The organism is Parabacteroides sp. AF17-28 (genome assembly GCF_003479205.1).
GTDB classification, from domain to species: Bacteria; Bacteroidota; Bacteroidia; order Bacteroidales; family Tannerellaceae; genus Parabacteroides; species Parabacteroides acidifaciens.
In genome coordinates this window covers 17,641-31,403 of sequence record NZ_QUGV01000038.1, presented here as the reverse complement: position 1 = coordinate 31,403, position 13,763 = coordinate 17,641, and the positions used below count along the sequence as shown (strand labels likewise).

11 protein-coding genes and 1 tRNA gene are annotated in these 13,763 nt (G+C 42.0%); 4 read left to right on the top strand and 8 right to left on the bottom strand.

Annotated features, from left to right (window positions below):
- Positions 1–668: 668 nt before the first annotated feature.
- The 6 genes from DWW90_RS19195 to DWW90_RS19170 form a co-directional block, all read right to left on the bottom strand.
- Positions 669–1,832 (bottom strand): OmpA family protein, encoded by a 1,164-nt coding sequence (locus tag DWW90_RS19195; protein ID WP_199662222.1) that lies wholly within the window; start codon positions 1,830–1,832, stop codon positions 669–671.
- 39 nt (positions 1,833–1,871) lie between these two features.
- A complete protein-coding gene (locus DWW90_RS19190; protein WP_115500815.1) occupies positions 1,872–2,378 on the bottom strand; it encodes an outer membrane protein in 507 nt (168 codons plus the stop codon).
- 41 nt (positions 2,379–2,419) lie between these two features.
- Complete coding sequence (locus DWW90_RS19185; RefSeq protein ID WP_115500816.1) at positions 2,420–2,665, bottom strand: GlsB/YeaQ/YmgE family stress response membrane protein; 246 nt, start codon at positions 2,663–2,665, stop codon at positions 2,420–2,422.
- Between the two features lie 123 nt (positions 2,666–2,788).
- Positions 2,789–3,745 carry a manganese catalase family protein gene (locus tag DWW90_RS19180; RefSeq protein ID WP_122346126.1) on the bottom strand — a complete coding sequence of 319 codons (957 nt, stop codon included), beginning with the start codon at positions 3,743–3,745 and terminating at the stop codon, positions 2,789–2,791.
- Between the two features lie 42 nt (positions 3,746–3,787).
- Complete coding sequence (locus DWW90_RS19175; RefSeq protein WP_115500818.1) at positions 3,788–4,084, bottom strand: YtxH domain-containing protein; 297 nt, start codon at positions 4,082–4,084, stop codon at positions 3,788–3,790.
- A gap of 44 nt (positions 4,085–4,128) precedes the next feature.
- Positions 4,129–4,386 carry a GlsB/YeaQ/YmgE family stress response membrane protein gene (locus DWW90_RS19170; protein ID WP_115500819.1) on the bottom strand — a complete coding sequence of 86 codons (258 nt, stop codon included), beginning with the start codon at positions 4,384–4,386 and terminating at the stop codon, positions 4,129–4,131.
- A 448-nt stretch (positions 4,387–4,834) separates the two neighbouring features.
- Between DWW90_RS19170 and pulA the strand changes: the two genes are divergently transcribed.
- From pulA to DWW90_RS19150, 4 genes are all read left to right on the top strand, one after another.
- Positions 4,835–6,802 carry a type I pullulanase gene (gene pulA, locus DWW90_RS19165; RefSeq protein WP_122346125.1) on the top strand — a complete coding sequence of 656 codons (1,968 nt, stop codon included), beginning with the start codon at positions 4,835–4,837 and terminating at the stop codon, positions 6,800–6,802.
- 14 nt (positions 6,803–6,816) lie between these two features.
- Positions 6,817–7,344 (top strand): STM3941 family protein, encoded by a 528-nt coding sequence (locus DWW90_RS19160; RefSeq protein WP_115500821.1) that lies wholly within the window; start codon positions 6,817–6,819, stop codon positions 7,342–7,344.
- A 20-nt stretch (positions 7,345–7,364) separates the two neighbouring features.
- Entirely contained in the window at positions 7,365–8,807 is a 1,443-nt protein-coding gene (locus tag DWW90_RS19155; protein WP_122346124.1) for an alpha-amylase, read from the top strand.
- 82 nt (positions 8,808–8,889) lie between these two features.
- Positions 8,890–9,939 carry a mechanosensitive ion channel family protein gene (locus DWW90_RS19150; RefSeq protein ID WP_122346123.1) on the top strand — a complete coding sequence of 350 codons (1,050 nt, stop codon included), beginning with the start codon at positions 8,890–8,892 and terminating at the stop codon, positions 9,937–9,939.
- Here the strand turns inward: DWW90_RS19150 and DWW90_RS19145 are convergent.
- Positions 9,937–10,011 (bottom strand) — tRNA-Val (locus DWW90_RS19145). The genes DWW90_RS19150 and DWW90_RS19145 overlap by 3 nt on opposite strands.
- Before the next feature lie 127 nt (positions 10,012–10,138).
- A complete protein-coding gene (locus tag DWW90_RS19140; RefSeq protein ID WP_122346122.1) occupies positions 10,139–13,747 on the bottom strand; it encodes a glycoside hydrolase family 38 C-terminal domain-containing protein in 3,609 nt (1,202 codons plus the stop codon).
- Positions 13,748–13,763 lie beyond the last annotated feature (16 nt).

The window sequence follows — 13,763 nt, the reverse complement described above, 5'->3', positions numbered from 1 at the left end:
GATGGAGTGAGGTGTGCAGATTGTCTGAAAAAGCGTACAATTTGATTACCGGAAACAGAAAATATCGGCAAAGTGATAAAGCTTAACTCCCGGAGAATCGAATATTTGAAAATAAAACGGACGGCTTTCCAAATATCCCAAGGAAATTTAGGGCCTTTTTTGCCCTAAAGACGGTCCTCTTTCCAATTACGACCGTCCAAATCGCCATTACGACCGTGCTAATCTTCGCGAGGTGCCGAGTGCACTACACATTAGCACGGTCATGATGGCAAAGAGGACGGTCGTAATAGCTGAAAACACTCAAAAAAGGAAAAAAAGTCTCTTTTTGAGGTCAAAAAAGCGGATTAACATTTGTTTTATTTCGGATGTCTTTCGAACCGGAAAAATACGTTTTTTACAATAAGACCCCTCTGCCGCAGGCACTCTTTTGCCAAATAATGAATTTATTTATCCCCAATGATTATCGGGTGAGCCCTGTTTACCTATTAGACTACAATAATAAGTGAGGCAAAGCAAAGAGGGGGGAAATTTAATTTCTCCCCTCTTTTGTGATCTCATAATAAATCAAATTCAAGTGAGTACCTGAAAAGTGCGAGTATGCAAGAGGTTATCTGATTACTAAAGGTACTCCTTTTTTCAAGTCAGGTAACGGTTCTGAGATATACGGATTATTCAACATAAAGTATTACCGCGCGATTCCATTCCGGTTTATCGAATGGAGGTTCACGATCCCCAACCCATTCAACTATCACGCGATCGCGACTAATGTTATATTCGTCAATCAATATTCTGGCTACGTTCTGAGCTCTTTCTGCTGATAACTTTTCATTGATTTTGGCTGTTCCGGTTTTTTTATCCGTGTAGCCAATAACTTTAACCTTCAACTGTGGATTATCTTTCAGATATTGAGCGATGTTATAAATGTTCACGCCTTGATAAGGATCAACTTTTGTCTGATTTATCTTAAATAAAACTACGTTATTGATCAATGGATTGGTTTCTACGATCTTTTCAGTGATAACTTCTGTTGGCGGACATTCCGGACAACTCACCGGACGCTGTGCCAGAACCTGATTTTGTTCATACAATTCATTGATCCTGCTATTTAAGGCATCGATCTCAAGCGGATTTCTTAGCTCTGCTTCCGAGAAAGTGGCATCTTTTCCCAAATTAAAAATCAACCCGGCAGAAGCTGTGCCCAATATATCGTAATTACCACTGGTTTTTACCTGGTTGAATTCACTTTTTAAAGCTGTTGCCGCAAATTCAATTGACAGAGTCACCCGGTTCGATAATCTGAAATTATTGATAAGACCTGCATTCAATGTCATACTGTTATCACGAACATGCCCCATTGAATATTCCGGTTGATTCTTATAGTCCCATCCGAAAGCCCAACCGAATCCAACATAAGGGACCAGTTGATAAACACGGTCAGAACTATATTTCATGAAATAATCCGTAATACTCCACATCAGGTTTGCCTGAAAACTGGCATATCGGTTGCGTGACATGATAGTTGCATTGTCATTGAATGTATGCAGGTTTGTCAACCCGGCAGCTTTGATACGAGTGCCTAAATAAGGACTGATCCACTTTCCGATTTGAAATTCTGGTGTCACTGTAAAACGATTGAAGAAATCAGCATCTTTATTATTGTCACCAAAATATATATTCGCACCGGCACCGGCTCCAATAAACCAATTATCCCAAAAACCGTTCTTTAAAAACGTGGCACTGTGTGCTGGCTCTGTACTGTAGCCCTCTTTTTCCTGGGCATAAGAGAACTGCATGACGCTAAGGAGCGCCATTGATATAATAATTTTATTCATAACTTTTTCTATTTGTTTAAAACGATATAAATCTTGTTTTTAGAAACGGTAACCCCAACCAAAAGCAATTACGGAGGAGTTGTCTTTACCAAATACATATTTATATTCGACATTCAGGAAGTTGCGTGTATTTATATTATAAGTAAGGCCGCCTCCCAAGTTGAATCCGAAATTTGTTGAACTATGAGAATCAAGAGTGGTCTCTTTGCCATCATCGCCTTTGATGGTTTGTTTGCCTTGAAAATTATTCTGCAAATTAAAACCTGCTAACGGATAAAGAGACAGGTTATCTGCATTCAGATTGAAGACATAATGAGCGTTCACATCAATATCAAATCCTGTGACTTTATTTTTAGGAAAGAAAAACATCAGATCCGGAGCCAGACGTATATGATTTGTTAGATTATAACGTCCTTGAGCACCAAGCATAACACGCTTGAAATCTGTTTGATAACCAAAATTTCCCAATAATGAAAAATCACCCTTTTGTGCAAAAACGCTTAATGAGATCGTCAATAAGACTACTAAACTTATAAACTTTTTCATGACTACTTAATTTAATTGTAAAACTTTTTACCATATAAACCCTATACTTTTCTTTTAAATAAAGATAAAATCCATAATAAAATAACGGCTCCAACAACAGCAGATATTAAACTGCCTAAAATACCATACATTGCCAAACCCAAAAGAACGAATATCCAACTGCCAAGCAAACCTCCAATAAGGCCGACAATCAGATTAATAATCATGCCGAAACCTCTACCTCTCATGATCCATCCTGCAATTGCACCGGCAGCAAGACCTATAATAATTGACCAAATTAATCCCATGACTTTTATTTTTTAATTAATAAATGAAATACAAGATTACCCTGATCCAATCCATATTCTTTTATAATAGTTAAATATACAAGAATCAGGGTAATTAAAATCAATCAAAATAATTCTTGATAATTATTTTTTGTGATCCTTTTTAGTGGAATGATAGTGACTCCATTGCATGTCTTTTTCCGGAGTTTTAGAAAGGATCTTTTCCTTTCGCTCTTTGGCAAGCTTCTTGTCCATTTGCTTTACCATTTTCTCCGTACGTTCAGTCCCTTTAGGAGTTACCTCTGTCAATCCGCTTGACGAAGAAACATAATCTTGCGGGTTGTTAATGTACAACCATTCTTCATTTAGTTTGGAGCTGGTACCTTCGTTCCAGGGTCCGCGCGCATCTTCACTCATCGACATATCGAAATAAAGATTGCTGTATTTGGGGTTCGTCTGGAAAACACCAGGAGGAAAATTTGGCTTGATAGTCTCCAATGCTGCTTCGAACTGTTGAAAATGGGCAACTTCACGAGTCATCAAAAAGTCTAATGTTTCCTTTACATATGGATCATCGGTAAAAGGAATAAGATATTCGTACATGATTTTTGCTCGGGATTCTGCTGCCAGGTTCGACCGTAAATCGACAGTAGGTTCCGCATTTGCTGTCACGTAAGTAGCATTCCACGGGTTACCGTTGCTATCGGTCAGCATCGGACTACCCGGAGCCATTACCAAAAACTGTGGATTCGTAAAAGCTTGATGGATGAAATCTTCTTTTGCAGCCTTACCATTCATCATCTTATTGATTTCCATATTTTCAACTACATCTTTCATCTCACCGTTAACCGGCCCTAACAACATTTGAATTGTAGCCCCCACGATCTCTAAATGACTTAGCTCTTCGGTTGCAATATCCATCAACATATCGTATTTGTCGGGAAAAGGATTACGACAGCTGAAAGCTTGAACAAAATATTGCATTGCTGCTTTTAATTCACCATTTGCACCACCGAACTGTTCCAATAATAAACGCGCGAAACGTGGGTCCGGTGCAGATACACGTGCGTTGTACTGCAAATATTTTACATGATAAAACATAACTCAACATTTTAAATTAAACATCATACAATTTAGTGGATTCTATTTCTTTGCATTGTCTGCATAAGAATGCACTTTATTCTTCATCTCATCAGCTTTTTCTGCTACCTTAAAAGTTCCATCGGCAACTTTATCTGCTGCTTTCGTACCGGCATCCAATACTTTATCTTTTGCCTCATCCATTATTACTTCTGCTCCTCCATGTAGTTTGTGCAAAGAGTGATATACTTTTTCTTTTACTTGCTTGCTCATTGATGAACAAGAAAAACGGTATGTGACGAAACCGATGATTGAACCTAAACCCAGTCCAATCCAAAATTTTGAATTATTAGTTTCCATAATTTGAAATGTTTAAAACGATTAATAAAAAAATGAACAGTAAATTATAACTCCGCATTGTGAGGTTTCCTGAAAAAAGAAACGATCCACAATAACAGAACAGCTCCGATGACAGAAGTAATAAGACTTCCTAAAATACCTGCAGTAGCAATTCCTAAAAGACCGAATACCCAGCCTCCTAATACACCACCAATAATACCAACTAACAAATTAACGAGGATCCCAAAACCTCCTCCACGCATAATCTTTCCGGCTATAAATCCGGATACTATCCCTATAAGGATATACCAAATAAAGTTCATAATTAAAAATTTAAAGATGAATACTAAATTACTATATAAATTATCAACAGGGAGTGCCCGGCCGGGTTTAAACTCTACTTATCACCATATACGTAAATGAAACAAGGCATATAAAAAAATGGTTCGAAAATAGATGATTTAATTAACAATAATTTTGTAATGCGCAACTTTTATCAATTGATATAAAGTATATGCGCGTATAATCGTTAATATGATTGTTATAGTTGCGAAAAACGAAACTTAAGTTAGATTATATTGTCTAATATCGAAAATAGATCTGTCTATGTTCTTATACATATAATACAGACGAATATCTTTTTTCTAAAATTTCCTATTTATTTCATTTTGAGCCAGAAATTTTGACTTTTTGATTGTTTTAATATACGAGGGAATAAAGATTGATTTATCGATCAAGCGTATCAGTTGTATTAATATTAAAGTTATTTGTATGGACAATTTGAAAAATTATCGGTCTGTGGACTTGTCGGCCCCGTATGATCAGTATCCGTGTTATTTTGGCGATGACCTGGAACTGGTGTACACACCCGAACAATCCGTTTTTACATTATGGGCACCAACTGCTGATCAGGTGCAATTGAACTTGTATCCATCCGGAGAAGGAGGCGAACCGGAAGATCAGGTAGAAATGAATAAGGCAGACAATGGTATCTGGCGCATTCATATAGACCGCGATTTGAAAGGTACTTTTTATACTTTTCGGATAAAGATAGACGGAGAATGGTTGGATGAAACACCTGGTATCTGGGCAAAAGCGGTTGGTGTCAACGGTAATCGTGCTGCTGTAATCAATTGGGGCGAGACAGATCCGGAAGGCTGGGATTCTGACCACTCGCCTGAACAAAAGATGTATTCCGACATTATTCTTTACGAGTTACATCACCGTGATTTCAGTATTGCTTCTGATTCTGGTATAGAAAACAAGGGAAAGTTTCTGGCCCTAACCGAAACCGGAACAAAGGCTCCCGAAGGAGAAGCTTCCGGCTTGGATCATCTGAAAGAACTTGGCGTAACACATATCCATATTCTGCCTTCATTTGATTTTGCAACAGTGGATGAAACACATTTGGAAGATAACAACTACAATTGGGGATACGACCCGAAAAACTATAATGTGCCGGATGGTAGTTATTCCACCGATCCGGCGGATCCGGTTGTCCGTATCCGTGAATTTAAAGAGATGGTTAAAAGCTTACATCAAAATGGTTTCAGAATCGTACTGGATGTTGTCTATAACCATACAGCCTCAACGGATCATTCAAATTTTAACCTGACAGTTCCCGGATATTTTTACCGGCAGAATCCCGACGGTTCTTACTCAAATGCATCCGGATGCGGTAATGAAACGGCTTCGGAACGTGAAATGGTTCGACATTACATTATTGAATCGGTAAAATTCTGGGCTAAAGAATACCATATCGATGGCTTTCGTTTCGACTTGATGGGGATACATGATATCGAAACCATGAATCAGTTGAGAGCGGAACTGCTAAAGATTGATCCGACTATCTTTGTTTACGGTGAAGGCTGGATCGCTGCTGATTCTCCGTTACCTTATGAACAACGGGCTGTCAAGGAACATGTCGGACAAATGGAAGGTATTGCTGTTTTCAACGATGAATTTCGCGATGGCTTGAAAGGTAGTACTTTCGATGAGCAAGAACCCGGATATGCTTCCGGAAATATCAATGGCCATTTCGAGCCGGTCAAATACGGCATAGTAGGAGGAACACAGCATCCGCAAGTAGATTACGGGGGACTGCTTTATTGCGATGCTCCGTATGCCGGTGCTCCTTCGCAAATGATCAATTTCGTAGCCTGTCATGATGGATATACATTGGTTGATAAACTGAAACTTTCTGTTCATGGCGATCATGCAGCCGACGAGCTTATGCCAATCGATAAATTGATACATACCGTGTTGTTAACAGCGCAGGGAATCCCTTTTATCCGTAGTGGTGAAGAGATCATGCAGGATAAACAAGGGGAACCGAATAGTTTTAAATCACCGGACTCTATCAACCAACTCGACTGGTCTTTAAAGGCCAGAAACCGTGATCTCTTTGACTATATCAGGGAGTTGATCGCCCTTCGTAAAGCTCACCCGGCTTTCCGTATTCCAACGGTAGAAGGATTACAGCAGTGGCTTCATTTTATGGATACAGGTGATTCCGGCGTAATTGCCTACACCTTGGGAGAACATGCCAACAATGACGAGTGGAAAGAAATCCTAATCGCCTACAATGGCAATCGGAACCAAGCAGAGATCAGTATTCCCGAAGGAGAATGGACGGTTGTTTGCCGCGACGGACAAATCAGTATGGATGGTCTGGATAGTTTACAGGGAGGAACTGTTACGATTGCAGCTTCTTCAGCCCTGATATTGTACCGGCAATAAATGAGAAGCTTAGTATGGATAACAGGATCGTTATATATAAATCCAGGAATAAAGCATTCGTATTTATTATTGTCTGCCTATTATTGGCAGTGGCGGGTTGGTTATTCTTGCAAATTCCCGATAAAAATGTAGTCGGGTGGAGTTTCATTATTCTGTCTGTTCTGTGTTTGATTTTTGGTATCGGTACTTATTTCGATAGAAAACCTTACATCATTCTGACGGAAAAGGGTATTACTGAAATGTCGGCTATCCGGGAAGAAATCGAGTGGGATGCCATCCTTCGGGTTGACGAATTCTATTATAGAGGGTTATATTTTATTCGTATGTTGATCGAGAGGGATTATAAACCAACATCTGTCCGGCCTACATGGTTTCACCGTTTTGACAAGCTTTATGAGAAAGACGGGATCAAAGCCATATTTATGCGGATAGGTTTCTACGAAGTCAATTCTATAAAATTGGCCGGATTTATGCAGAAGATGATCAAAGCAGATACAGAAAGAAAGATTGAATTATTAAATAATTTTCGTTCGTATTATTAAATACAAAAAAGAGTTAGATTATGGAAAATGGTGTAATGATGCAGTATTTTGAGTGGAATCTCCCGAACGACGGGAAGTTATGGAAGCAATTAAAAGAGGACGCCTCGCATTTGCATGATATTGGTGTGACGGCAGTATGGATTCCACCTGCATACAAAGCTGACGAACAGCAGGATGAAGGTTATGCAACCTACGATTTGTATGACTTAGGTGAATTTGAACAAAAAGGAACAGTACGCACCAAATATGGTACGAAAGACGAACTGAAAGAAATGATCGACGAACTGCACAAAAACCATATCGCAGTTTATCTCGATGTCGTTTTGAACCATAAAGCCGGTGGTGATTTTACGGAAAAGTTTATGGTGGTGGAAGTCGACCCCAATCAAAGAAATGCCGCTTTGGGAGAGCCGTTCGAGATACAGGGCTGGACCGGTTACAGTTTTCATGGGCGTAAGGATAAGTATTCGGATTTTAAGTGGCATTGGTATCATTTCTCCGGAACGGGATTCGACGATTCCCAGAAACGTAGCGGTATATTCCAAATCCAGGGTGAAGGAAAAGCGTGGAGCGACGGTGTGGACGGCGAGAATGGAAATTATGATTTCCTTTTGTGTAACGATCTTGATCTGGATCATCCTGAGGTCGTTGCCGAGTTAAACCGATGGGGAAAATGGGTTTCCAATGAACTGGATCTCGACGGTATGCGCCTGGATGCCATCAAACATATGAAAGACCAGTTTATTGCCCAATTCCTCGATGCCGTACGAAGTGAAAGAGGTAATGACTTTTATGCTGTAGGCGAATACTGGAACGGTGATATGGAAACGTTGGATAACTATGTAGAAGCGGTAGATCATAAAGTGAATCTGTTTGATGTACCGTTACACTATAATATGTTCCAGGCATCGCTGGAAAGGAAGGATTACAATATGCAAAATATTCTGAAGAATACTCTGGTAGAACATCATTGTGAATTGGCTGTAACCTTTGTCGATAATCACGATTCGCAACATGGCAGTTCTTTGGAATCGCAGATCGAGGACTGGTTCAAACCGCTGGCCTATGGGCTGATATTACTGATGAAAGACGGTTATCCTTGTCTTTTCTACGGTGATTACTATGGCGTGAAAGGAGAAAAATCTCCTCATACCAAAATCATCGACATCTTGTTGGATGCAAGGCGGAAATACGCCTACGGTGAACAGATAGAATATTTTGATCATCCTTCGACTGTCGGCTTTATCCGTACAGGAGATGAAGAACATCCTGGTTCTGGCTTGGTTTTGTTAATGTCCAATGATGAAGCCGGGAATAAAATAATGAATTTAGGCAAAGAGCACAAAGGCGAGGTCTGGCGTGAAATAACCGGAAGCATATCCGATGAGGTCACGGTGGATGAAGAAGGAAATGGAGACTTTTCCGTAAAAGCCCGTAATCTGGCTGTTTGGGTAAAGAAATAAATTCCCGATTAAATGGATGGGCCGATAGGTCCGGTTCTACCGTTTTAGATAACAAGATGTTTAATTAAAAGTCATTTTAAAGATGTTAGAAAAAGAGTTATGGGGTAATACATTGGAAACTTGGGGGATTTCCATTTTAATAATTGTAGGGGCAATTATAATTGTAAAACTATTTGCGTTGTTTAGTAAGAAGGTACTTAAGCCTTTTATTATGCGTACTCCGAACCATCTGGACAATCTTATTTATTACTCTTTGGAGTCGCCCATTAAATTTGCGATCATGTTGCTGGGTATCTGGATAGCTATTCATCGGCTTGTTTATCCGGCTACCTTTGTGAAAGTAATCGACAATGCTTACAGTATTTTGATTGTTCTGAATTTTACCTGGGTTTTTGCCCGGTTATTCAGTGGCCTGCTTGAACTTTATTGGGAAAAGAAGCCTGACGGCCAAGTCAACAAGATGACGCCGATTATCAAAAGAGCAATTTTAGTTGTTGTCTGGATCATTGGTATTGTGATGGCTCTGAGTAATATAGGAGTGAACATCAGTGCTTTGCTGGGAACTTTAGGTATAGGAGGTATTGCGTTTGCTTTGGCTGCACAGGATACTGTGAAAAATATCTTTGGCGCTTTTACAATCTTGACAGACAAACCTTTCAGCATTGGAGATACGATTCGCGTGGATAGTTTTGAAGGAACGGTTGTCGATGTTGGTGTTCGAAGTACAAGGCTCATGGATTATGATAAACGTATTATCACTTTTCCGAATTATAAGATCACAGATGCCAATATCATCAATATCTCTTCCGAGCCGATGCGCCGTGTTGTGCTAAATATCGGATTGACATATGACACGACTCCCGAAAAAATGAAAGAGGCATTGGAGATTCTTAAAGCTATTCCGGGAAGAGTAGAGAATGTATCTTCCAATCCATCGGATACAACAGCCGTTTTTACAAATTATGCAGACTCGGCATTGGTTATCATGTACATTTATTTTATAGAGAAGCAGGGAGATATCTTAGGTGTAACTTCGGATATGAATATGGAAATACTGGCTTCTTTTAATAAAGCGGGACTTGAATTTGCTTTTCCTACACGTACCGTTTATATACAAAAAGAGGAGAAGTGAACCGTGCCGGATTCGAACCGGCGACCTCTGCCCTGTCAAGGCAGCGCTCTAAACCAGCTGAGCTAACGGTTCAGGGTGGCAAAGATAAGAAAAGAATGAATAAAAAACAATTCTATGGCTCAATTTGTAAAACGGAAGAACAGGCTTGATGCCTTATTCTTCCGTTTTTAATGATGTTTAGTGAAACAAACTGTTCATATTATTTGTAGACTTCAAGCTCGTAAATGCGGGTGTCACGATCCCCGGTCTTTTGTGTAGGCTGGGTAACCAACAGGCGTAAATAGCGGGCTGATTCCGGTTTGGTCAGTAAGTTAGTTGCCTCGTTTTTGTGGTTGCCGGTCAAGACATCCAAAGTCTTCCATTCTTCGTTCAAGCTGTTTCTGCCTTGAAGGAAACAGGTTCCGGTGACATAAGAATGTTCTTCATTTCCGGCGCTGACTAACTTCCAGCCGCTTATCGATTGGGGTGTACCCAAATCGAAATCGACATAACTCGGAATACCGGAAATATCGCACCACTTTGTTTCCGCATTGCCGTCGATCATGTGCTCGGGAGATTCCTCTTCGTTCACGAAACCGGAACAGGCAATGATTTTAGCACTCTTCATCAGGTTTTCTTTTGCGGCTTCTTTCGTCGCCTCTTTTGGTCTTATGGCTGAGCGGAACAATTCGGATGCGACAGCAACCTGTTTATTGTCTTCTTGGGCAACCGTAACGGCAAACAAAACAATATTCTTGTTGTCCGGCAAGATCAGGCTTGTAGCCCCTTTAGGAATATCCATGCCAAACTTGAACATATAGGTGTATTCGTAAGCCTGGTCTCCGTCAGGAGCATGGCGGTGAGTACCGACATAAGCGATGTCGCCGTCTTTCAGGAAGCCTTCTGTATGTCCTAAATGTCCCCATTGGCCGATAAAGCCGGTGTATTCGGGAACCGTAATTTCCTGTTCGGATTTACCCAGACGGAATGTTCCGGTACAATCGCCTTCGGTAGACGCTGCCAGGAAATAAATACGGTTGTAATTGCTTCCGGCAGGCAGCTGGATAGTGTCTCCCTGACAGGCTAAACCGTTGAATGATTCTTTGTCTCCCAAACCGAACGAGATATCACCGGCATGGATTGTTTCCGGCAGCAGCTCGGCTGCATACGAATAGCCTGAACTGAAGTTACCTTCTCTGCGGAACTCATTCCAGCTCACGCACTTCTTGTTGAATTTCAGAGGAACATGAGCATATTGAGGCTCTTTGACAGGATTGCCGGACGGTTTGAGTTTCACTTTGAAAGTCTTAATGGAGTAAGGCTTGATGGACACCTGCAGTTTGTTACCGTTGAATAGCGCCTTGCCGATTGTTTTCTCGGTTCCGTCAGCTTCGCTGGCACTCTGGATGGCGCCGGCAAAACTGATCTCGGCAGTCTGTTCCTTTTCGCCGCTGGTTTCGTATAGGCGGATTACCAATTCGTCCGAAGATTCAGCCTTTTTCAGTGTCTTTACCACTACGCTGTTGTTATTGGAGTTGGCAAATGTGAACGATTTGCCCAGCTGTCCGGCATGTTTATCCGCCACAAAAGCGGTTAACGGCTGATTCAATTCGTCTGCTCTCAGAACAGTCTTCGATTTATCCAAAGCTCCGGAATGAGGCAGCAGGCTGTAAGTGAAACGGTGGTAGCCGAAATCCTGGCGGTCCTGATAGGAATAATTGCCCTTTGTCTGCGGAGTATGGAGCAAAGTCAGACGGATTGTATTATCGTTCGGTTTGTCCCATCCGTACTTGCTGTCGTTGAGGACGGAAACGCCATAGCTGTTCCCTTTGTCGGTCAGGTCTGCCCAATACTGCGCATACACTTCGTAAGCCGTTATCGTATTGTTGCCGCGTTTCACACTTCCGATACCCAGGTCATAAGTGGCTTCCGGGTTCGATACGCTCAACGGGAATTCTGCTTTCAACAATGAGTTGGTAGACTGCCAGTCTACTTCATTGTAGAAGTCGATGCGGTCGGCGCGGGGACCTTCGAACAAACGGATGTACTGTTTAAAGACAGATTGCCCGTGATGTTTCTCTACGCAAAGCGCTTTTCTCAACTCTCCGTTCTCCACCAATGAGATTTTTACATCTTCGGTGATGGAAACCGGTTCGCGGTCTACGGTTTCTTTCATGATTTCCCAGGCGGGCCAGTTATACGATTTGTTTTCCGTAAAGAGAGCCAGGCGGATGGCTTTTCCCTCTTTCACCAGTTCCTTGTTGTTTTTCTTGTCGAGGAGGGAAGTGATATCGCCGTTTTTATCCAGTGTAATCTTGTATAAGGAGTTTTCCAGCGTATTGACGCCTGCCTGCTGCAAAGCGGAAGCGGCCGGACCTCCTTCACGGACGTCGTAAACAACATAGCCGGTAGCTGGGACAGTTGCTGAAATCAATACATGAGCTTTCCCGTTTTCATAAGAAAGCAATTGGGCGGGGACTTTCTTTCCTTTCTCATCATATACTGTCACGCCTTTGGGAGCTTTAGGCATATCTAACATAACTTCAGCGAGGTCGGATACAGGGAAAGCATGTGCGTTGTAGAGGATGACCGGAGTCCCTTTCACCCGTGTATCCAACTGGCCGGCAATGCCGTTTACGGATGAAGTCAATACGCCGACAAACTGCTTCAATGCGATCAGTTCGTCATTCCAAGAGAACTCGTAAGCTCTCGGAATACTGGTTCCTGTCAGGTCGTCATGGAACTGGTGGACGATAAAGCGGCGCCAGGCTTCTGTCAGCGTGTTTAGCGGATAGGCGTTCGTTCCCAACCAGTCGGCTGCAACGGCAGCATTTTCAGCAGCATTGCCCAATACTTCGTTCTGGCGGTTGTATGCTTTCATGGCGGCTTCCGAAGTATAACAGCCGGTGCCGTGCACGTCCATCAACAGTTCTCCGTTGAAAACCGGCAGTTCCGGGTGGTTCTTGTAAGGCATGAAATCCTTGAACAGCTGGTCGCTGGTTGCACTGATCACTTCGACTGGTCCGTCTCCCTTGATCCCTTTTTCAACCGAACGGACAGAGGCTAAGTTCGGAGAACCACCCGTATCGCCCGTCCCATAATAACGATATACGATATTAAGAGGATCGCGTTGGCTCAGTTCCAGCAAATATTTGCTGTTGGAAAGGTCTTCGTCTCTCCATCTTCTGCCATAATCATAGCCGTGTGCCAGCATGATGGAGGAGCCGTCCACGCCTTGCCACAGCCCGATGAGGAACGGATGTTTGCTGTCTCCGTAGAACGGATGGTTACGCCAATCGAGTTTCTGCGAAGAAAAGCCGATCAGCCCGCAATGGCTGGCAATCGTCGGCAAAGTCCATCCGAAGCCGAAACAGTCCGGCAGGAATATGTCCGTACTTTCCACGCCGAACTCTTTACGATAGTATTCCTGTCCGAGCGTAATATTACGGATGAACGATTCGGGAGAAGGAATCAGGGCATCGGTCGCATCCCAGCTGCTGCCGGAGATATGCCAGCGGCCGTTCTTTACGTATTCCTTTAACTCCTCATACTGGGTAGGATAATATTCCTTCATCCAGGCATATTTTACTCCTCCCTCGAAGTTGAACACATAGTTGGGATAACGTTTCAGCAGGAACAAATTCTGGTTAAGCGTATTCCATACGTACTCTTTGATTGTAGTCTGGACATCCCAATTCCATTGGGTGTCTAAGTGGGCATCGGCAACCATGTAGGCCTTTGCCTTTTTCTCTTGCTTGTCTGTTTGGGCGAACAAGGAATTTCCGCTCGAAAGGATTGCGAGCGAAAGGATAGCAATTCGTAATTTCATTTGTCTAAAAAATTAA